The following is a 19319-nucleotide window of genomic DNA, read 5'->3' as shown; positions in this document are numbered from 1 at the left end:
GCGTGACCGGTTGAAATGCCGGCACGCCGGTAACGGAGGCGCCCGCACTCGACCGATTGTACGGGGCACCCTCGCGTGACGGCGAGACCGGAACGATCGTGCGAATTCCGCCCGGGCAAAAAAGGGTCTTCGCGAATTTCCGTGGATATCGCTGTCCGTCCCACTGCTGCGAATCGCGCGGAATCCGCTAGTGGGCAATACTCCTCTATCGGCCACATCGGACTGTAATCGAGTGTAATCGATTCGCGCGCCAATTCCGCCTACGCTGCGAGAACTCTTTGGAGAGATTCGAATTCTTCGATCGAGAAGATTTTAAATCCAGAAGAGAAACGGGTGCCGCAAGCACCTTTGCTTTGACACAAATTTAATTCGGAGAAAATCATGGGGCATCGAGAAATTCTCGCTGGCGCACCCGCAACAATCGAAATTGTTGCATTGTTTGACGTCGAGTTAATTCTGCACGATTATCCAATAAAGAATAATAATACTCCTCAGGCCGCCACGTGGATCGAACACGGGCCGGAATCGGTAAAATATGCCTATCTGGTTGCTCCTGAGGAGTATGTGGATCCCAAAACAAACGCGACACCGGATCTCACGATTTATGGCCTTACCGGCGATACCGTCCGTTGGCGCGGTCTCTCCTTCAGTGGAAACATCAACCATGCGGGAGCCCTGGTTGCGATCAAACCTAACGGGATCCTGCATGTCCTTCAATTTAAGGGCCCTCCGCGTGATGTCCCGGGGTCTTATTTGGGTTACAACATTGACAAAGGTGAGCCTTACGATATTAAGCAGTTTCTGGATAACCGTATCGATTCTTCTGTTATTGGCACTGGCACAGATAATTATATTATAGTGTTTGCGTTAATGGAGGTTGATCGCAGAACTGGAAATATCGGCAAGATTGGATATTATCAGTGGGACCCGAAAGTTACCTGCCACGCTTGAGCCGGGAATCCAATTGACGTTAAGGGGCGGCGATATCTCTCCGGCAGTCGTTGAAAATGAAGCCGCCCCAATTTCGAGTCGATAAGGTTCCTTGCAATGCCGTTCCGCAAGATTGCGCGCGCGTTCACGAAAATGCTCGGGACGTGGTGTGGAAGCTATGGGCACACCGGAGTTCAAACAATAGCGCCGCGAGCGAAAGAAGGTCGAGATGCTGTTCGCGCATCTGAAGCGAATTTTGAAGCTCGATCGCTTGAGGCCACGAGAGCTGAGCGGAGTGCAGGACGAATTCCTGTTGGCAACAACTGCGCAAAACCTGCGACGAATGTCTAAACGGTCGGCGCCGCTCGGCAACGAGATGACTGCGATGGCGGTGTAACCATGCGATGAGAGGCGAAAGCTTCTTCGAAGTCAGGCGCATCGATTCAACCGAACCGCATCGCAAGTGCAAGTGAGTTATGGACGTCGTCCGAGCCGAGTATTCCAACGGAATCGGCCGATCGCCGGCAGTCTGCCTCGCGTTCCCCGGTAATCCGTGATGAACCAAAAAAAAGCCGCCCGGAGCGGGCGGCTTGCGGGTGCGCGACGCGCTGCTTACTTCAGTGCGTCAAACGCGCGCTCGCGGATTTCCTCGACGGCGCCGAGGCCCGAGATCTTGCGATACTGCGGGGCCTTCAGGCCGTTTTCCTCGCCGCGCTGCGCCCAGTCGCCGTAGTACGTGATCAGCGGCTTGGTCTGCGCTTCGTACACTTCGAGACGCTTCTTGACGGTTTCTTCCTTGTCGTCGTCGCGCTGGATCAGCGGCTCGCCCGTCACGTCGTCATGGCCTTCGACCTTCGGCGGGTTGAACTTGACGTGGTACGTGCGGCCCGATGCCGGGTGCGTACGGCGGCCGCTCATGCGCTCGATGATTTCCGAGAACGGCACGTCGATCTCGAGCACGTAGTCGATCGCGACGCCCGCTTCCTTCATGGCGTCAGCCTGCGCGATCGTGCGCGGGAAGCCGTCGAACAGATAGCCGTTCGCGCAGTCGGCTTCCTTCAGGCGCTCCTTGACGAGGCCGATGATCAGCGCATCCGGAACGAGCTTGCCGGCGTCCATGTAGCCCTTCGCCTCGACGCCGAGCGGCGTGCCGGCCTTTACGGCCGCGCGCAGCATGTCGCCCGTCGAGATTTGCGGGATGCCGAACTTTTCCTTGATGAAGTTTGCCTGGGTGCCCTTTCCCGCGCCGGGCGCGCCCAACAGGATCAAACGCATGGTGATATCTCCAGTATGTAGATTCGTGTGGCGAGACGCGAAAAGCGCCGGCGACGGTGTGCGCGGCGCTTGCCTGGCGCGCGGCGGACCGGTCTGATGCGGCGCGTCGGGTTGGGCGACGCGCGACTGCCGGCAGGGCCACGGGCGGGGTCAAGCGAGGACGCGCTGGTCGCGGACGGCTCGCACAATCGCCTGATTATGCCACGGGTTATTTTGGTCCCGGCTGAAAAAGGGCCTGCACGCGTGCGAGATCGGCCGGCGTGTCGATGCCGGCTTCGGGCGCGGACTCGGTGATCAGCACCGCGATGCGCTCGCCGTGCCAGAGCGCGCGCAGCTGTTCGAGCTGCTCGGCCTGTTCGATCGGCGCCTGCGCAAGCGTCGGATACGTGCGCAGGAAACGCGCGCGATACGCATAGAGGCCGATGTGCCGATAGACCGGGAAAGCAGGCGCAGGCATGGCTGCGACGTCGGGCCAGTGCGGCTGGTACGCGTCCCGGCTCCATGGAATCGGCGCGCGCGAGAAGTACAGCGCGACGCTCTGCGCGTCGAGCGCGACCTTCACGACGTTCGGGTTGAACACGTCGGCCGCGTCGTGGATCGGGTGGGCGGCCGTCGCAATCGCGCACGCCGGATGCGTGGCGAGGTGCGACGCTACGTCGCGCACGAGTACGGGGTCGATCAGCGGTTCGTCGCCCTGAACGTTGACGACGACGGTGTCGTCGCTCCACCCGAACGTCGCCGCGACTTCCGCGAGACGGTCGGTGCCGGACGGATGGTCGGCGCGTGTCAGTACCGCTTCGAAGCCGTGATCGCGCGCGGCATCGAGCACGCTCTGCGCGTCGGACGCGACGAGCACCTGCTGCGCGCCCGCTTCACGTGCACGCTCGGCGACGCGCACGACCATCGGCTTGCCGCCGAGATCGGCGAGCGGCTTGTTCGGGAGCCGCGTCGACGCGAGCCGGGCGGGAATGACGGCGATGAAGGGTTGCGGGTGAGTCATCGGGGCGGGCGGTGAAGAGAACGGAGCGGGCGGCGCGTCTGGCGCGGGTCGCCCGGAGGGTTCGGCGCCCTGACCGCGGACGGGCCGCGGTTCGGGCTGGGTCGGGCTGGCTCGGGCGGCTTAGCGGCCGGCCGGGTCGACCGGCGTGCCTTCGACGGTCTGGCGCGCTTCGTCGACCAGCATCACGGGGATGCCGTCGCGGATCGGGTAGGCGAGCTTGTCCGCGTTGCAGATCAGCTCCTGCGCGGCACGGTCATAGTGGAGCGGGCCTTTGCAGATAGGGCACACAATGATTTCAAGCAGGCGAGCGTCCACGGAGTTTCTCCACAACGAGGGCAATGAGGCGAGGGTCGAGCGCGGCTTCGACGGGGACGACCCACAGTCGAGCGTCGCGCCAGGAAGCGCCCAATTTTACTGCATCCTTCTCGGTGATCAGGATCGCGTCGACGGCGTCGTCGACGAACGGATTGTCGGCGAACGCATAGTGATCGGGCAGCGCGCGCGTCGCGGGCGCGAGACCGGCCGCGCGCAGCGTCGCGAAGAAGCGTTCCGGCGCGCCGATGCCGGCTGCGGCGAGGACGCGCTCGTTCGCGAATTGCGACAGCGGGCGGCGCAGCGCCGGCTGGTCGAGGTGCCACGCGGCGCCCGGTGTGAGCGCGAGCGAATAGGTGTCGGGCCACGGCGGCAGCGCGCCGCTGTACGGATCGTTGACGAGCGTCGCGTCGCGGTGCCGCGACAGCGGCTCGCGCAACGGCCCGGCCGGCAGCAGGAAGCCGTTGCCGCCGAGCCGGTGGTCGAACACGACGAGTTCGACCGTGCGCGCGAGGCGGTAGTGCTGCAGGCCGTCGTCGCTGACGATCACGTCGACGTCCGGATGCGCGGCGCGCAGCGCCTGCGCGGCCGCGACGCGATCCGGGCACACCCAGACGGGCGCGCCGGTGCGGCGTGCGATCAGGAGCGGCTCGTCGCCGCCCGCGCCGGCGCGCGACGCGGCCGTGACGGCGGTGGGCGCCTTCACGTTCGCGCCGTAGCCGCGCGACACGATGCCGGGTGTGAAGCCGGCCGCCCGCAACGCGTCGACGAGCGCGATCACGGTCGGCGTCTTGCCGGTGCCGCCGACTGTCACGTTGCCGACCACGACGACGGGCACGCCGACGTCGACCGGCTTCTTCCAGCCCTGCGCGTAGGCGGTGCGCCGCAGCGCCGCGCACAGGCCGAACACGCACGCGAACGGCGTGAGTGCCCACGCGAGCGCGCCGCGGCGCTGCCATTCGCGCGTCAGGCGCGCTTCGAGCCGGGCGAGCGGGCCGTCGGGCGCGCTCATCGGGCCGGGCGCGGCAGGTCGTGCGCCGCGGCGTGGGACGGATTCGTCAAGGCGGATTCTCCGTTGGGCGGCGCATGCCGCGGGGTCTGCGGAAGGCGGCACTCTAGCGCGCCGCGGGCGGGCGCGGCAAGCCGACCGGCTGACGCAACCCACGGGGCCGGATCGCGACGGCTTGTGGATAACTCTGTGAAGAACTCCCCGCTCGAATGAGTCAAACGCCCGCCGGGTGGGCCTCGAATCGGATGAGAATCGTTTCGAAAGTTTTAAAAATATATAAAAATCAATGTGTTATCGCAAATCGTCTGGATTTTTCCGCGGTTTTCAGGCGTTTCAAGCCGACGATTGCCAAAATGTGGACACCTTCCGCGCGTCACCGCGCCCGCACCCGGCGCTGGACGTCGCGCGCGTGTCGGACTATCGTGTCGCCGCCAGCATTCATCCGACCGTCCATGCCTTCCGACTCCCCATTTGCCGCGCCGGGCGCCACCCGCGGCGGCGACGAAGTGATACCCGTTTCGGCGCTCAATCGCGCGATTTCGACGATGCTCGAGCGCTCGTTTCCGCTGCTGTGGATTTCGGGCGAAGTGTCGAATTTCACGCGCGCCGCGAGCGGCCACTGGTATTTCTCGATCAAGGACCAGCAGGCGCAGATGCGCTGCGTGATGTTCCGCGGCCGCGCGCAATACGCGGAATTCACGCCGCGCGAAGGCGACCGCATCGAGGTACGCGCGGTCGTGACGATGTACGAGCCGCGCGGCGAAGTGCAGCTCAACGTCGAGGCCGTGCGGCGCACGGGCCAGGGGCGTCTGTACGAGGCATTCCTGCGGCTGAAGGCGCAGCTCGAGGGCGAGGGGCTCTTCGCCCCCGAGCGCAAGCGGCCGCTGCCGGCCCACCCGCGCGCGATCGGCATCGTCACGTCGCTGCAGGCCGCCGCGCTGCGCGACGTGCTGACCACGCTCGCGCGCCGCGCGCCGCACATTCCGGTGATCGTCTATCCGGCGCCCGTGCAGGGTGCGGGCTCGGCGGAAAAGCTCGTCGCGGCCGTCGAGACCGCGAATGCGCGCCGCGAGGTCGACGTGCTGCTGGTCTGTCGCGGCGGCGGCTCGATCGAGGATCTATGGTCGTTCAACGACGAGGCGCTGGCGCGCGCGATCGCGGCGAGCGAACTGCCGGTCGTGAGCGGCGTCGGGCACGAGACCGATTTCACGATTGCGGACTTCGCGGCCGACCTGCGCGCGCCGACGCCCACCGGCGCCGCCGAGCTCGCGAGCCCGCAGCGCGCACTGCTGCTGCGTGAGGTCGGCGAGCGCCAGCGTGCGCTCGCTCGCGGCATGGAACGCCGGCTGGAGCAGCGCGCGCAGCAGCTCGACTGGCTCGCGCGCCGGCTGGTGAGCCCGGCCGAGCGGCTGCAGCGGCAGCGCACGCACGTCGAGCAACTCGCCGTGCGGCTGGCGTCGGCGGCGTCGCGGCCGGTGCGTGACGCGCGCGCGCGGTTCGCGCTCGCGCAGTTGCGCTGGCAGCGCGCGCGCCCCGATCCGTCGCAGGCGCGCCAGGCACTCGCGGGGCTGTCGCAGCGTCTTGCGCTTGCATTGCAGCGCCGTCACGAACGCGACACGGCTCGCGTGTCGGCCTGTGCGGCAAGGCTCGAGGTGTTGAGCCCGCAGCGCACGCTCGAGCGCGGTTATGCGGCGCTGATCGATGCGCAGACGGGCCGCGCGGTGCGCACGCCGAACGCATTGAAGCCGCAGCGCCGCCTGACCGTGCATCTCGCCGAAGGCTCGGCCGACGTGTCGCTCGCCGACGTGCAGCCGCGCCTCGCCGATACGATCTGACGTGAGCGGCGCACGCGCCGCGACCGGGAAAAACGCGCGGGAACGGCGGTTGCGCGGTATCGGCTCGTCCCTGTGGACGATGCGCGAACATCGCTTTTCCGCATACCGCGGATAAATGGCCCGTGAGTTTGCGGGGTTATTCGTCCTCGCCTACAATCGGACGCTCGGCAGCATTCAACACAAGCCCCCCTACATACTCAACGAAGGAATCGCCATGGCTCATACGCTCCCGCCGCTCCCGTACGCTGAAGACGCACTCGCGCCGACCATCTCGCTCGAGACGATCCAGTACCACTACGGCAAGCACCATCAGGCTTATGTGACGAACCTGAACAATCTGATCCCGGGCACGGAATTCGAAAACCTGTCGCTGGAAGAGATCGTGAAGAAGTCGTCGGGCGGCATCTTCAACAATGCCGCGCAAATCTGGAACCACACGTTCTTCTGGAACAGCCTGTCGCCGAACGGCGGCGGCGCACCGACGGGCGCGCTGGGCGATGCGATCAACGCGAAGTGGGGTTCGTACGACGCATTCAAGGAAGCGTTCACGAAGGCCGCGGTCGGCACGTTCGGTTCGGGCTGGGCATGGCTCGTGAAGAAGGCTGACGGTTCGCTCGACATCGTGTCGACGAGCAACGCAGCGACCCCGCTGACGACGGCCGACAAGGCACTGCTGACGATCGACGTGTGGGAACACGCGTACTACATCGACTACCGCAACGCACGTCCGAAGTTCGTCGAAGCGTTCTGGAACATCGTGAACTGGGACTTCGCAGCGAAGAACTTCGCGTAAGGTCCGGCACCTGCGCGCCGCCACGGCGCGCGGTACCCAGCAGAAAAGCCCTCGAAACGAGGGCTTTTTTGTTTTTGCCGCGGCGGAACGTGCCGCGCGTGCCCGGTCAGGCGAGGAGGCCGGGCCCCCAGCCGAGCGCCGCGCTCGCGATCACGACGGCCCATGGCGGCACGCGCCAGAACACCAGCGCGACGAATGCGACGAGCGCCGCGGCCAGGTCGCGCGGCGCCATGATCGTGTCGGTCCAGACCGGGTGATAGAGCGCCGCGAGCAGCAGCCCGACGACGGCCGCGTTCACGCCCGCGAGCGCGGCCTGCATCCGCGTGCTGCGGCGCAGGCGCTCCCAGAACGGTGCGGTGCCGGCCACCAGCAGGAACGACGGCGCGAAGATCGACACCAGCGCGATCGTGCCGCCGAGCCAGCCGGTCGGCGCCTGGCGCAGCGACGCGCCGAGGAAGGCCGAGAACGTGAACAGCGGCCCCGGCACGGCCTGCGCGACGCCATAACCGGCCAGGAACGCCGCATCGCCGACCCAGCCGGGCGCGACCACGGCCGCCTGCAGCAGCGGCAGCACCACGTGGCCGCCGCCGAACACGAGCGCACCCGTACGGAAGAACGCATCGACGACGGCAAGCGTATCGGAGCGCAGCGCGCGGGCCGCGAACGGCAGTACGACGAGGAGCGCGGCGAACAGCGCGAGCCACAGCACGCCCGCGCGCGGCGACACGTGCAGCGGCAACGGATCGTGGGTGCCGCGCGCCGGCTGCGGCAGCAGCACGAGGCCGGCCAATCCGGCCGCGACGATCACGGCAATCTGCGCCCACGCGGCCGGCGCGAGCAGCGCGACGCTGGCGGCCGCGGCCATCAGCGTGACGCGGCGCGCATCCGGGCACAGCGTGCGTGCCATGCCCCACACGGCCTGCGCGATCACGGCGACCGACACGATGCGCAGCCCGTGCAATGCACCGGCTTCGATCGGCGCGCCCGTCGCGTGCACGCCGAGCGCGAACAGCATCATCAGCAGCGCCGACGGCAGCGTGAAGCCGAGCCACGCGGCGAACATCCCCGCGTAGCCTGCGCGCGCGAGGCCGATCGCCATCCCGACCTGGCTGCTCGCGGGCCCCGGCAGGAACTGGCACAGCCCGACGAGATCTGCGTAGGTGCGCTCGGTGAGCCAGGCGCGCCGCGTGACGAACTCGGTGCGGAAGTAGCCGAGATGCGCGACCGGGCCGCCGAACGACGTGAGGCCGAGCCGCAGGAATGCGATGAACACCGGCCACGGATGGCGGGAGGGAGCGGAGGCGGTCGACGTGCTCAAGGCGGGGCGGATGGATGAACGGACGAGCCGCCACGATAGCGCAACGCGGCGACGGCGGGGTGGCCGCGTGACGGCGCTGCCGCGGCTCAGCGCATGCCGTCGGGCAGCCCGCTCGCGCGCCGCAGCGCGTCGACGTCGACGAGCTCGATTTCACCGACGTGCAGCCGCACGACGCCGTCGGCCTGCAGCGCCTTCAGCAACTGGTTGGTGGTCTGCCGCGTCAGCGACAGCATCGCCGCGAGCTTTTCCTGCGACAGCCGGATGCGGGTGCGGCCGGCGCTGATCCCGCCGTAGCCGTCGGCGATCATCAGCAGGCGGGCGGCGAGCCGCTGCGCGGCCGGCATCACGCTCATCGACTCGACGGTCAGGAAGCTCAGGCGCAGCTTCTGCGCCATCAGCAGCGCGAATTGCCGCCAGTATTGCGGCGTCGCGTCGAGGATCGCGAGCAGCGCGGCCTGCGGGACGTGCAGCAGCAGCGCGTCGTCGAGCGCGATCGCGTCGTGCGTGCGCGGCTGGCCGTCGAACAGCGCGATTTCGCCGAACCACGTGACGGGCTCGGCGACCGTCAGCAGCGCCTCCTTGCCCTGCGGGTCGACCGCACCTATCGTGAGTGAACCGGCCAGTACCGCGTACAGCCCGCACGGCGGGTCGCCGCGCCGGAACAGCGCATGGCCGGCCGGCAGCCGGCGCAGCGCCGCGCGGGCGAGCAGGTCCGCGCGCAACGCGGGCGGCAGCGCGGCGAACCACGGGTTCGCTTCGATCTGCGGCAGGTACGGGGCGAGCGAAGAGGGCATGGGCACGCGATGTCGGGTAGCTGACAGAGGTTCTCGGGCGTGACGCGCATCATAGCGCTCAACCACCGACCAGGAGACGCGATGAAGACGCTCGAAGACCATCTTTCCCAATATGCGGCCTACCACCGCGACGCGCGCAACATCGCGACGCATCTGGTCGGGATCCCGATGATCGTATTCGCGGTCGAGGTGCTGCTGTCGCGGCCGGCGCTCGGGATGCCGGCCGGCGTCGCGCTGTCGCCGGCGCTGCTGCTCGCCGTCGCGTTCGCGGTGTTCTACCTGCGGCTCGACCTGCGGTTCGGGATCGTGATGACCGCGCTGTTCGCGCTGGGCCTGTGGGCCGCGCAGGCGCTCGCGTTGCTGCCGACCGCGCAATGGCTCGCGATCGGCATCGGCGCGTTCGTCGTCGGCTGGATCGTCCAGTTCGTCGGGCACTGGTTCGAAGGGCGCAAGCCCGCCTTCGTCGACGATCTGGTCGGCCTGATGGTCGGGCCGCTGTTCGTCGTCGCCGAGGTCGCGTTCTTCGCGGGACTGCGCGGCGAAGTGCGCCGCGAAGTCGAGCGGCGGGCCGGCCCCGTGCACGGCGGCGCGCATTCGCATGTCTGACGCACCGGTCTGCGTATTCGGCGCGGGCGCCGTCGGCTGCTATCTCGGCGGACGGCTCGCGGCGGCCGGCGCGAATGTGACGCTCGTCGGCCGCGCACGGATCGGCGATGCGATTCGTCGGCGCGGGCTGACGCTGACCGACCGGCGCGGCTATCGCGCGACGCTCGCCCCGGCCGATGTCGTGTTCACGACCGATCCGGCGGCCGCGGCGACCGCGCGGCTCGTGCTCGTGGCGGTGAAGTCGGCCGCGACGCGTGAGGCCGCGGCGCAGCTTGCCGGCGTGCTGAGGCCCGGCACGGTCGTGATCAGCTTCCAGAACGGCCTGCACAATGCCGACGTGCTGCGCGAGGCGCTGCCGCAAGCAACCGTGCTGGCCGGCATGGTGCCGTTCAACGTGATCGAGCGCGAGCCCGGCGCGTTTCACCAGGGCTCGGCCGGCGCGCTTGCGGCCGACGCGTCTCCGGTGCTGCAGCCGTTTGCCGACGCATTCGCGCGCGCCGGGCTGCCGCTCGCGCTGCATCGCGACATGCGGGCCGTGCAGTGGGCAAAGCTGCTGCTCAACCTGAACAACGCGGTCAATGCGCTCGCGAACCTGCCGCTGCGCGACGAACTCGCGCAACGTGCGTACCGGCGCTGTGTCGCGCTCGCGCAGCGCGAAGCGCTGCACTGCCTGGCGCTGGCCGCGATCCGGCCTGCGCGGTTGACGCCGTTGCCGGCCGCGTGGATCCCGGCCGTGCTCGACTTGCCCGATTTCGCGTTCCGCGTGCTCGGTGGCCGGATGCTCGCGATCGACCCGCTCGCGCGTTCGTCGATGTCCGACGATCTCGCGGCGCAGCGTGCGACGGAAGTCGAGTGGATCAACGGCGAGGTCGTGCGGCTGGCCGCGCGCGTCGGCGCGCAGGCGCCCGTCAATGCGCGACTGTGCGCGCTCGTGCATGACGCGGAACGTGCGGCGGCGCGCCCGGCCTGGCGCGGCGACGCGCTGTGGGCCGAGTTGACCGCGCAGGCGGTGCGCGCGGGCGACGTGCGGGCCGCGTAGGGGCCGCGCAAGCCGACGCGCGGGGCGTGGGGGGCCGCACGGCAGGTGCTGCGGCCAAGATGCGGGGTGCGTCATACGACGCTTATGCGGAGCTGTCACATGGTGGATCGCCCGACTCTCGATGCGTACGACGCCCATGCCGCGCAATACGCGCAGGACTGGCTCGACCAGGCCGCGCCAGACGACATGTACGCGCTGCTGGAGCAGCATTTTTCGCCGGGGCCGACCGCGGACGTCGGCTGCGGAGCCGGGCGCGATACGGCCTGGCTCGCGTCGCGCGGCTTCGACGTGCGCGGCTACGACGCGAGCGTCGCACTGCTCGACGAGGCGCGGCGCCGCCATCCGGACCTCACCTTCGAGCTGGCCGCACTGCCAGCGCTGGCCGGCGTGCCGTCCGGCGCGTTTCGCAACGTGCTGTGCGAAACGGTCGTGATGCATCTCGAACAGGCGGACGCGGCGGCCGCCGCCGCGCGGCTGGCCGAGCTCCTGATGCCGGGCGGCACGTTGTACATGAGCTGGCGGGTGGCCGGCAACGGCGCGTTGCGCGACGAGCGCGGCCGCCTTTACACGCCGCTCGATTCGGCGCGGATGCGGGCGGCGCTCGGCGCGGGCACGCAGGTGATCGACGAGCACGAGGTCGTCAGCGCGTCGTCCGGCAAGCGCGTGCACCGGCTGATCGCGCGCAAGGCCGCCGCCGCGTGAGCGCGGCGCGGCGGCACGCTCATTCGCGGTTGAGTGCCGCTTCCCAGTTGATGTCGACGCACAGCACCTGCATGCCGGTCGCGACCGGCGCGGCGATCGACGCGGTCACGCACAGGTGCGCCTCGTTGATCGACAGGTAGGGGGACGTCAGGTGCACGTGGCCCGGCGCGCGCATCGCGTCGATGAAGTACGGGCGCCGTTCCCAGCTCGCGCCTTCCGAGTGCAGCAGCGGCCGGAAGCGCTTGGCGCGCTGCGATACGCTGCCGCGCGCGAGCACGTTGTCGCCGATCTGGCGCCCCGATGCGTCGAGCAGGAAACACCGGGCGGTCTCGGGCAGCCCGAGTACGACGGCCGCCGCGTCGGTGAGCGGCTCGCCCGCGCCGAGCTTCCGGCTCGCTTCCTCGAGCGCCGCGACGTACGGTGCGAGCCGTTCCGCCTGCGTGCGCTCGCGTTGCGCGACGCGCAGCCGCAATGCGGCCGACAGCGTATCCATGCAGCCCGCGGCGGCCTGCGGTTGCACCGGTTCGACGCTCGGCCCCGCGAAATACTGGCCCTGCACGAAATCGACGTCGCACTCGAGTGCGATCAGCGCGTCGCGTTCGGTCGCGAGCCCGCCCATCAGCACGAGCTGGCCGGATTCGTGCAGCAGCGACACGAGCCCCGGCAGCACGCGTTCGAGATGCGAGTGCTCGCTTGCCTGCGCGAGGATGCCGCGATCGAGCGTGACGATGTCGGGATGCAGGTGCCACACGCGGTCGATGTTCGAATGCTTCGCGCCGAACCCGACCAGCGCGATCAGGAAGCCGGCCTTGCGCAGCCCGTCGACGATCGCCGCATAGCGCGGCGTTTCGCCGCCCGCCTGCTCGGGCACTTCGAGCACCACGCGATGCGGCGGCAGCCCGAGCGCCTTCAGGTTCGCGAGCAGGGCGTCGCTGTAGACGGTGTCCATCAGTGCGGCCGGATGCAGGCTCAGGAAGAGCCATTCGTCATGACTGTCGAACGCGTGGAAGTTGCCGAGATGCAGCGATTCGGCGAGCCGGCCGAGCTCGAGCAGGTCGCCGCGCCGCGCCGCCTGCGTGAACACCTCGTGTGACGCCACCTGGCGGCTGTCCTCGTCGTGCGCACGCAGCGACGCGTGATAGCCGATCGCGCGGCGGTGCGACACCGAGAAAACGGGCTGGAACACGCTGAACACGGTGTAGCCGCCGTACAGCACGGTGCGCCGGTTCCCGTCGTCGCCGGCGACGGGGCGGGGCGGCTGAAAGCCGGGGGGATCGATTTCGATCATGCTCATGATGTCGGCCGAAGGAAGACTGCCAGTTTACCTAGAGAATAGGCGAGCAAGAAGCGTGCACGGCATCGTACCCCGTGCGGCGGCGCGTCGCGGCCGGGCCGTCGGTCATCGCCGGCGCATCGAACGGCCCGCGCTGCACCGCAATGGTGCGCGCCGACCCGGTTCGGCGCGCGCCGCGCGTCACGCGCGCTCGGACGGATCGGTCTTGCGCGCGGTGCTGCGGATCTCGGGCGCGAGCTGCGCGAAGATCCACGCGGAAGCGGCCGTGATGATCCCGACGCAGATGAACGTCGCATGGAACGCCGGCAGCGTGTTGCTCGGCGTCACGGTGCGCAGCATGCCCGTGAACGTCGCGAGCAGCGCCCCCGCGACCGTGACGCCGAGGCTCATCGACAGCATCTGCACGAGCGAGAACAGGCTGTTGCCGCTGCTCGCGCCGCCCGTGCCGAGATCCTTGAGCGTCAGCGTGTTCATCGCGGTGAACTGCATCGAGTTGAAGCCGCCGAACAGCGCGAGATGCACGACCTTCACCCAGACCGGCACCGTGTCGCGCATCAGCGCGAAGCTCGCCATCATCACGCCGACCATGATCGTGTTCACGAGCAGCACCTTGCGATAGCCGTAGCGCGTGATCAGGCGCGTGATGATCCGCTTCGAGAACATCCCGGCCGCCGCCACCGGCAGCATCATCAGCCCGGCCTCGAACGCCGAGTAGCCGAGGCTCACCTGCAGCAGCAGCGGGATCAGGTACGGCATCGCGCCGCTGCCGATCCGCGCGAACAGGTTGCCGAGCAGCCCGACGCTGAACGTATGGATCCTGAACAGCTCGAGCGAGAAGATCGGCTGCGGCGCGCGCACCGCATACAGGCCGTATGCGACGAAGCACGCAAGGCTCAGGATCAGCAGCACGAGCACGGCCGCGTGCTGCATGCCGAGATCGGCGAGCCCGTCGAGCGACAGCGAGATCGCGACCATGCCGATCGTCAGCAGCAGATAGCCCTTCAGGTCGAAGCGGCCGACGGCCGGGTTGCGCGAATCGGGCATCGAATAGAAGGTCGCGATGCAGCCCGCGACGCCGACCGGCACGTTGATCAGGAAGATCCAGTGCCACGACGCGATCTTCACGAGCCAGCCGCCGAGCGTCGGCCCGATCAGCGGGCCGATCAGGCCGGGAATCGCGACGAACGACAGCGCGGACAGGTAGCGTTCGGCCGGGAACGTGCGCAGCACCGCGAGTCGCCCGACCGGCAGCAGCATCGCGCCGCCGACCCCCTGAACGACGCGGAACGCGACGAGTTGCTGCAGCGTATGCGCGTTCGCGCACAGCAGCGAGCCGAGCGAGAACACCAGGATCGCGCTGAAGAACACGCGCCGCGTGCCGAAGGTATCGGCGAGCCAGCCCGACACGGGGATCATCACCGCCATCGTCAGCGAGTACGCGATCACGACCGACTGCATGCGCAGCGGCGATTCGCCGAGGCTCGCGGCCATCGACGGCAGCGCCGTGTTGACGATCGTCGAGTCGAGCGTCTGCATGAAGAAGCCCGTTGCGACGAGCCAGAGCATCAGGGTGAGGTTCTTTTCGCCGGGAGCGGCGGCAGGCGGGCGCTGGAACATGGGGGCGGGGCGGTGGTGCGGGACAGCCGACATTGTAGGGAAAGCCGTCGCGCCGTGCAGGTTCGGCGCAAGGGCGGTGCGAAGTCCGGCCTGCGGGTGCCTGTCCTCGTCGAGTGACCGGTACAGTTCAGCCGAAAGGGTCTGCCGCCGTATCTGTCCGTGTGCTGCCGCTGTCCGAAATACTGGTGCCATCGGACCCGTGCGACCAGGAGGCTGCCATGCGCGAACTGCGACTTTACGTGATCGAAGGCGACGAGCCGGCCGGTCGGTGGCGGATCGTCGATCGCACCGCACTGGAGGTGGCCGACGGCGAGGTCTGGGTGACGATCGAGGGCCGGATCGACGATCACTGGCTCGGCGCGGGCGATTCGCTGACGCTCACGCCCGGCATGCGCGTCTGGGTCAGCGCGGGGGCGCACGGCGCGACGTTCGCGTTCGGTCCGCTCGACGCGCCCGCCGTGCGCGCCGCGCAGGCTTGGTGGCGGCCGCTCGTTGCATGGCGCGACGGCCGGCGTCACGCGCCGGCATCGTTGCCGACGTAGCCTCCCGGCGCTGGCGGACCGGCTTTCGTCCAGGATTGCTCGCGACGGTCGCGAATTCTAGACTCGATCCTGTCTCCCCCAAGGCTCGTCCCGCCATGACACCCGAACTCGCGTTGACGCATCTGTGGCGGCTCGCACACGGCGACCCCGACGCGCCGGCACGCGCGACCGTGACGGGGCAGGACCCGACGCTGCCGTCGACCTTCCGGGTCGGCACGCTGGCCGCGGCGACGATCGCGGCAGCCGGGCTCGCGGCGGCCGAATGCCATCGGCTTCGCACGGGCGTTGCGCAAACCGTCGACGTATCGGTGCGCGACGCGCTCGTCGCGTTCCGCAGCGAACGCTATCTGCGCGTGGACGACGGCCCGCCGCCGGAGTTGCGTCATCCGGTGACGGGCTTCTACGAGACGCGCGACGGGCGCTGGATCCAGTTGCACGCAAACTTTCCGCATCACCTGCAGGGGATGCTCGGCGTGCTCGGCTGCGGCGCGCAGCGGGACGACGTCGCCGCTGCGATCCGCACGCGGGACGGCGCAGCACTCGACACCGCGCTGGCCGAGGCCGGGCTGTGTGCCGCATTGATCAGAATGCCTGACGAGTGGGCGGCGCACGAGCAGGCGCGTGCGATCGCCTCGCTGCCGCTGTTCGAGATCGAGCGGATCGGCGATGCCCCCGTCGAGCCGATCGGCGGGGGCGACGCCGGCCAGCCGCTTGCCGGTGTGCGCGTGCTCGATCTCACGCGGATCATCGCGGGGCCGGTCGCGGGCCGCGCGCTGGCGTCGCACGGCGCGCAGACACTGCTCGTCAACGGCCCGCACCTGCCGAACATCGCGCCGCTCGTGATCGACAACGGGCGTGGCAAGCGTTCGACGTGGATCGACCTGCGCGACGACGCGGGCGTCGATACGCTGCACGCGCTCGCACGCGATGCGGATGTGTTCCTGCAGTCGTACCGGCCCGGCGCGCTCGCGGCGCGCGGCTTCGGACCGCTCGCGCTGGCGGCGCGGCGGCCCGGCATCGTGTGCGTGTCGATATCGGCGTACGGGCAGGCGGGGCCGTGGGCGCAGCGGCGCGGCTTCGACAGTCTCGTGCAGTCGGCGAGCGGGATCGCGTGGCAGGAACAGCAGGCCGCGCACGCGAACGCGCCGCGCCACCTGCCGTGCCAGGCGCTCGATCATGCAACGGGTTATCTCGCGGCGTTCGGCGCGATGATCGCGCTCGCGCGCAGGGCACGCGAAGGGGGAAGCTGGCACGTGCGACTGTCGCTCGCGCAGACGGGCCGCTGGCTGCAGTCGTTCGGTATCGTGCCGGACGGCCTGCAGGCACCCGATTTCGCGCGCGCCGACGTACGCGACCGGATCGAGCGCATCGCGTCGCCGTTCGGCATGCTCGACGCGGTGCGGCCCGCCGAGCGGTTATCGGTGACACCGCCGTCGCTTGCGCGCCCGTCCGTGCCGCCCGGCACCGACGATGCGCGCTGGCTGTAAGCGCCGGCGGCGCGGCCGGCGTTACTTGCGCAGTTCGACGACGAAGTCGTAGTAGTCGTTGCGGCAGTAGGTATCGGTCAGTTCGATCGCGCGCTGGTCCGACGTATAGCCGATTCGTGTGATCAGCAGCAGCGCGTCGTGTGGTGCGATGCCCATCTGCTCGGCGATCTCGTCGGTCGCGTTGACCGCGCGGAAATGCTGCAGCGCGCGCACGATCGGCGTGCCGCGCGCTTCGAGATAGCTGTACAGCGAATCGCCGATTGCCTGCGGATCGGGGATCAGCGTCGCGGGAAACGTCGAATTCTCGACGGCCATCACGATGCCGTCGGCGAGGCGCAGGCGTTTCAGGCGCGTGACCGATGCGGCCGGCGACAGCCCGAGCTGGATCACTTCGTCGCGGTTCGCCGGCTGGATCTCGCGTGCGAGCCATTGCGAGCTCGGCTTGAAGCCGCGCCGTTCGAGCATTTCGCTGAAGCTCGACAGCCGCGACAGCGGATCCTCGTAGCGCGGCTGGATGAAGTTGCCGGCGCCCTGCGTGCGGCGAATCAGGCCTTGCTCGACGAGCAGCGCGATCGCCTTGCGCGCGGTGATGCGCGATACGCCCAGTGCATCGGACAGCACGCGCTCGGAGGGCAATGCCTCACCGGCTGTCCAGCGGTTGTCGTGGATCGCGTCGCCGAGCTTGCGGGCGAGCTGCAGGTAGAGCGGCGTGTCGTTGTCGGGGTCGGGGCGCAGGTCCTGCCAGCGGTCGTCCGTGGATGCCTTCATGGAGTGGGTATCGATCAGGTTGCGGCCATTCTAAGTCATCGCGTGGCGCCGTTATAGCCGGTTTTTGCCGTGCAATAGGTGAATTGCGCGCCGATTGACTACACTGATGCGTCGTATTCCATGCCTGGGTCGCGGTGCGCGGCCACGAATCCGCAACGAGGAACGCATGACAGACACGATCGCCACGGTCGTCCTGCCGGACGGCGAGACGATTCCGAAGCTTGGCCTGGGCACGTGGGAAATGGGCGAGCGGCCCGCCCGGCGCGCCGACGAGATCGCCGCGCTGCGCGAAGGCGTCGCGCTCGGAATGACGCTGGTCGACACGGCCGAGATGTACGGCGACGGCGCGACCGAGGAACTGGTCGGCGAGGCGCTTGCGGGCCTGCGCGACGACGTGTTCCTCGTCAGCAAGGTCTATCCGCACCATGCGAGCCGGCGCGGCGTCGTTGCCGCGTGCGATGCGAGCCTCAAGCGCCTGCGTACCGATCGCCTCGACCTGTATCTGCTGCACTGGCGCGGCTCGGTGCCGCTCGATGAAACGGTCGAAGGCTTCGAAGCGCTGCAGCGCGCGGGCAAGATCCGTCACTGGGGTGTCAGCAACTTCGATACGGCCGACATGGCCGAGCTCGTCGATGAAGCCGGCGGCGGCGCGTGCGCGACCAACCAGATCCTCTACAACATCGCGCGGCGCGGCCCGGAATTCGACCTGCTGCCATGGCTTGCCGGGCACGGGATGCCGGCGATGGCCTACAGCCCGGTCGATCACGGACGGCTGCCGAAGCGCTCGCCGCTCGACGAGATCGCACGGCAGCGCGGGGTGTCGGTGATGCGCGTCGCGCTTGCGTGGGTGCTCGCGCAGCCGGGGGTTTTCGCGATCCCGAAGGCGTCGCGCATCGAGCACGTGCGCGACAACCGGGCCGCGCTCGATTTCATGTTCAGCGACGACGAGCGCGCGCAGCTTGACGCGTACTTCCGTCCGCCACGCAGCAAGCGCGCGCTCGAGATGCTCTGACGACGCCCGGCCGGGCAACGCTGCAGGTCAGTGGTTGCCTCCGGAGGATCCGCCGTTGCCGTGACCGCCGCCATTGCCGTTTCCGCTGCCATGGCCATTGCCGACACCGTTGGCCCCGCCATTGCCAGCGCCGCCGCTGCCGTTTCCATTGCCGTTGCCACCGCCATTGCCGTGGCCACCGTTGCCACCGTCGCCATGGCCACCGCCATCGCCGCTGCCATGGCCACCGCCGTTACCGTGACCACCGCCATCGCCACCGCCGTTACCGTGACCACCGCCATCGCCACCGCCGTTACCGTGACCACCGCCATCGCCGCTGCCGTGGCCGCCGCCGCTGCCGTGACCGCCGCCATCGCCGTTGCCATGGCCACCGCCGTTGCCGTGACCGCCGCCATCGCCGTTGCCGTGGCCACCGCCGTTACCGTGACCGCCGCCATCGCCGTGACCACCACCATCGCCGTTGCCGTGACCGCCGCCATCGCCGTTGCCATGGCCGCCACCGTTGCCGTGACCACCACCATCGCCGTTGCCGTGGCCACTGCCGTTACCGTGACCGCCGCCATCGCCATTGCCGTGACCACCACCATCGCCGTTGCCATGGCCACCGCCGTTACCGTGACCGCCGCCGTCACCGCTGCCATGGCCACCGCCGTTGCCGTGGCCGCCCCCATCGCCGTGACCACCGCCGTTGCCATTGCCGTGACCACCGCCATCGCCATGGCCGCCACCATTGCCGTGACCGCCGCCGCCGGAAGAACCGCCGCCGGAAGAACCGCCGCCGGAAGAACCCCCACCGGAAGACCCACCACCGGAAGACCCACCGCCGGAAGAACCGCCGCCGGAAGAACCCCCACCGGAAGACCCACCACCGGAAGACCCACCGCCGGAAGAACCCCCACCGGAAGAACCACCACCGGAAGAACCCCCACCGGAAGAACCCCCACCGGAAGAACCCCCACCGGAAGAACCACCACCGGAAGAACCCC

At 68.8% G+C, this 19319-nt stretch carries 19 protein-coding genes and 1 pseudogene; 11 read left to right on the top strand and 9 right to left on the bottom strand.

The genetic code is table 11. The features are described from left to right. The first annotated feature begins 381 nt into the window (after positions 1 to 381). Both E9536_RS34730 and E9536_RS34725 read left to right on the top strand, forming a co-directional pair. On the top strand, positions 382 to 951 hold the full coding sequence (locus E9536_RS34730) for an AidA/PixA family protein (protein WP_081072864.1): 570 nt from the start codon (positions 382 to 384) through the stop codon (positions 949 to 951). Positions 952 to 1135: 184 nt separating this feature from the next. Beyond that, a pseudogene (locus E9536_RS34725) lies at positions 1136 to 1327 on the top strand (transposase); the annotation flags it as partial. Positions 1328 to 1542: 215 nt separating this feature from the next. Here E9536_RS34725 and adk read toward each other — a convergent pair. The 4 genes from adk to lpxK all read right to left on the bottom strand — a co-directional run bounded on the left by adk (position 1543) and on the right by lpxK (position 4529). Beyond that, the gene (gene adk / locus E9536_RS34720) at positions 1543 to 2205 is read right to left on the bottom strand and encodes an adenylate kinase (RefSeq protein WP_021162571.1); all 663 of its coding nucleotides are present in this window, start codon (positions 2203 to 2205) and stop codon (positions 1543 to 1545) included. Between the two features lie 208 nt (positions 2206 to 2413). Then, complete coding sequence (gene kdsB, locus E9536_RS34715; protein ID WP_124536386.1) at positions 2414 to 3205, bottom strand: 3-deoxy-manno-octulosonate cytidylyltransferase; 792 nt, start codon at positions 3203 to 3205, stop codon at positions 2414 to 2416. A 120-nt stretch (positions 3206 to 3325) separates the two neighbouring features. After that, positions 3326 to 3520, bottom strand: coding sequence for a Trm112 family protein (locus E9536_RS34710; protein WP_006482216.1), 195 nt, complete (start codon positions 3518 to 3520; stop codon positions 3326 to 3328). Further along, positions 3501 to 4529 (bottom strand): tetraacyldisaccharide 4'-kinase, encoded by a 1029-nt coding sequence (gene lpxK, locus E9536_RS34705; protein WP_059623902.1) that lies wholly within the window; start codon positions 4527 to 4529, stop codon positions 3501 to 3503. The genes E9536_RS34710 and lpxK overlap by 20 nt, the downstream gene beginning before the upstream one ends. A gap of 449 nt (positions 4530 to 4978) precedes the next feature. On the opposite strand from lpxK, the gene xseA reads away from it, so the two are divergent. Both xseA and sodB read left to right on the top strand, forming a co-directional pair. Further along, a complete protein-coding gene (xseA, locus tag E9536_RS34700; protein ID WP_059688532.1) occupies positions 4979 to 6361 on the top strand; it encodes an exodeoxyribonuclease VII large subunit in 1383 nt (460 codons plus the stop codon). Between the two features lie 214 nt (positions 6362 to 6575). Continuing rightward, positions 6576 to 7154 (top strand): superoxide dismutase [Fe], encoded by a 579-nt coding sequence (gene sodB / locus E9536_RS34695; RefSeq protein WP_011352986.1) that lies wholly within the window; start codon positions 6576 to 6578, stop codon positions 7152 to 7154. Between the two features lie 106 nt (positions 7155 to 7260). Here the strand turns inward: sodB and chrA are convergent, their stop codons facing one another. Next, a complete protein-coding gene (chrA, locus tag E9536_RS34690) occupies positions 7261 to 8472 on the bottom strand; it encodes a chromate efflux transporter (protein WP_136472346.1) in 1212 nt (403 codons plus the stop codon). A gap of 86 nt (positions 8473 to 8558) precedes the next feature. Next, positions 8559 to 9266 carry a Crp/Fnr family transcriptional regulator gene (locus E9536_RS34685; protein ID WP_027789289.1) on the bottom strand — a complete coding sequence of 236 codons (708 nt, stop codon included), beginning with the start codon at positions 9264 to 9266 and terminating at the stop codon, positions 8559 to 8561. Between the two features lie 81 nt (positions 9267 to 9347). Between E9536_RS34685 and E9536_RS34680 the strand changes: the two genes are divergently transcribed. The 3 genes from E9536_RS34680 to E9536_RS34670 all read left to right on the top strand — a co-directional run bounded on the left by E9536_RS34680 (position 9348) and on the right by E9536_RS34670 (position 11613). Beyond that, on the top strand, positions 9348 to 9872 hold the full coding sequence (locus E9536_RS34680; RefSeq protein ID WP_059692590.1) for an Mpo1-like protein: 525 nt from the start codon (positions 9348 to 9350) through the stop codon (positions 9870 to 9872). Beyond that, positions 9865 to 10911, top strand: coding sequence for a 2-dehydropantoate 2-reductase (locus tag E9536_RS34675; protein ID WP_136472343.1), 1047 nt, complete (start codon positions 9865 to 9867; stop codon positions 10909 to 10911). The genes E9536_RS34680 and E9536_RS34675 overlap by 8 nt, the downstream gene beginning before the upstream one ends. Before the next feature lie 99 nt (positions 10912 to 11010). Beyond that, entirely contained in the window at positions 11011 to 11613 is a 603-nt protein-coding gene (locus E9536_RS34670; RefSeq protein WP_027789292.1) for a methyltransferase domain-containing protein, read from the top strand. A 19-nt stretch (positions 11614 to 11632) separates the two neighbouring features. On the opposite strand, the gene E9536_RS34665 is transcribed toward E9536_RS34670, so the two are convergent. Both E9536_RS34665 and mdtD read right to left on the bottom strand, forming a co-directional pair. After that, positions 11633 to 12907 carry an EAL domain-containing protein gene (locus E9536_RS34665; protein WP_027789293.1) on the bottom strand — a complete coding sequence of 425 codons (1275 nt, stop codon included), beginning with the start codon at positions 12905 to 12907 and terminating at the stop codon, positions 11633 to 11635. Between the two features lie 180 nt (positions 12908 to 13087). Next, complete coding sequence (mdtD, locus tag E9536_RS34660; RefSeq protein ID WP_027789294.1) at positions 13088 to 14524, bottom strand: multidrug transporter subunit MdtD; 1437 nt, start codon at positions 14522 to 14524, stop codon at positions 13088 to 13090. Between the two features lie 218 nt (positions 14525 to 14742). Here mdtD and E9536_RS34650 point away from each other — a divergent pair, with 218 nt between their 5' ends. Together E9536_RS34650 and E9536_RS34645 are read left to right on the top strand one after the other, a co-directional pair. Further along, positions 14743 to 15066, top strand: coding sequence for a DUF2917 domain-containing protein (locus tag E9536_RS34650; RefSeq protein ID WP_021156384.1), 324 nt, complete (start codon positions 14743 to 14745; stop codon positions 15064 to 15066). A gap of 95 nt (positions 15067 to 15161) precedes the next feature. Beyond that, a complete protein-coding gene (locus E9536_RS34645) occupies positions 15162 to 16553 on the top strand; it encodes a CoA transferase (RefSeq protein WP_136472341.1) in 1392 nt (463 codons plus the stop codon). 21 nt (positions 16554 to 16574) lie between these two features. On the opposite strand, the gene E9536_RS34640 is transcribed toward E9536_RS34645, so the two are convergent. Beyond that, the gene (locus tag E9536_RS34640) at positions 16575 to 17321 is read right to left on the bottom strand and encodes a GntR family transcriptional regulator (protein WP_027789297.1); all 747 of its coding nucleotides are present in this window, start codon (positions 17319 to 17321) and stop codon (positions 16575 to 16577) included. Positions 17322 to 17487: 166 nt separating this feature from the next. On the opposite strand from E9536_RS34640, the gene E9536_RS34635 reads away from it, so the two are divergent. Both E9536_RS34635 and E9536_RS41940 read left to right on the top strand, forming a co-directional pair. Further along, positions 17488 to 18333, top strand: a complete 846-nt coding sequence (locus E9536_RS34635) for an aldo/keto reductase (RefSeq protein ID WP_027789298.1) — start codon at positions 17488 to 17490, stop codon at positions 18331 to 18333. A 60-nt stretch (positions 18334 to 18393) separates the two neighbouring features. After that, on the top strand, positions 18394 to 19319 hold a 926-nt coding region (locus E9536_RS41940), incomplete at its 3' end, for a hypothetical protein (protein ID WP_211097517.1).

Origin of the sequence: Burkholderia sp. LS-044 (genome assembly GCF_004803625.1) — a bacterium.
GTDB lineage: Bacteria > Pseudomonadota > Gammaproteobacteria > Burkholderiales > Burkholderiaceae > Burkholderia > Burkholderia cepacia.
The sequence above is the reverse complement of the archived record's forward strand: the minus strand, read 5'-3'. Positions and strand labels throughout refer to the sequence as shown.

Excerpts from the sequence above, each read along its gene's own strand:
- adk (WP_021162571.1), bottom strand. The coding sequence starts at position 2,205 with ATGCGTTTGATCCTGTTGGGCGCGCCCGGCGCGGGAAAGGGCACCCAG.
- E9536_RS34670 (WP_027789292.1), top strand. The coding sequence starts at position 11,011 with ATGGTGGATCGCCCGACTCTCGATGCGTACGACGCCCATGCCGCGCAA.
- sodB (WP_011352986.1), top strand. The coding sequence starts at position 6,576 with ATGGCTCATACGCTCCCGCCGCTCCCGTACGCTGAAGACGCACTCGCG.
- E9536_RS34680 (WP_059692590.1), top strand. The coding sequence starts at position 9,348 with ATGAAGACGCTCGAAGACCATCTTTCCCAATATGCGGCCTACCACCGC.
- E9536_RS34665 (WP_027789293.1), bottom strand. The coding sequence starts at position 12,907 with ATGAGCATGATCGAAATCGATCCCCCCGGCTTTCAGCCGCCCCGCCCC.
- E9536_RS34730 (WP_081072864.1), top strand. The coding sequence starts at position 382 with ATGGGGCATCGAGAAATTCTCGCTGGCGCACCCGCAACAATCGAAATT.
- E9536_RS34640 (WP_027789297.1), bottom strand. The coding sequence starts at position 17,321 with ATGAAGGCATCCACGGACGACCGCTGGCAGGACCTGCGCCCCGACCCC.
- E9536_RS34645 (WP_136472341.1), top strand. The coding sequence starts at position 15,162 with ATGACACCCGAACTCGCGTTGACGCATCTGTGGCGGCTCGCACACGGC.
- E9536_RS34650 (WP_021156384.1), top strand. The coding sequence starts at position 14,743 with ATGCGCGAACTGCGACTTTACGTGATCGAAGGCGACGAGCCGGCCGGT.
- kdsB (WP_124536386.1), bottom strand. The coding sequence starts at position 3,205 with ATGACTCACCCGCAACCCTTCATCGCCGTCATTCCCGCCCGGCTCGCG.
- xseA (WP_059688532.1), top strand. The coding sequence starts at position 4,979 with ATGCCTTCCGACTCCCCATTTGCCGCGCCGGGCGCCACCCGCGGCGGC.
- E9536_RS34635 (WP_027789298.1), top strand. The coding sequence starts at position 17,488 with ATGACAGACACGATCGCCACGGTCGTCCTGCCGGACGGCGAGACGATT.
- lpxK (WP_059623902.1), bottom strand. The coding sequence starts at position 4,529 with ATGAGCGCGCCCGACGGCCCGCTCGCCCGGCTCGAAGCGCGCCTGACG.
- E9536_RS34685 (WP_027789289.1), bottom strand. The coding sequence starts at position 9,266 with ATGCCCTCTTCGCTCGCCCCGTACCTGCCGCAGATCGAAGCGAACCCG.
- mdtD (WP_027789294.1), bottom strand. The coding sequence starts at position 14,524 with ATGTTCCAGCGCCCGCCTGCCGCCGCTCCCGGCGAAAAGAACCTCACC.
- E9536_RS34675 (WP_136472343.1), top strand. The coding sequence starts at position 9,865 with ATGTCTGACGCACCGGTCTGCGTATTCGGCGCGGGCGCCGTCGGCTGC.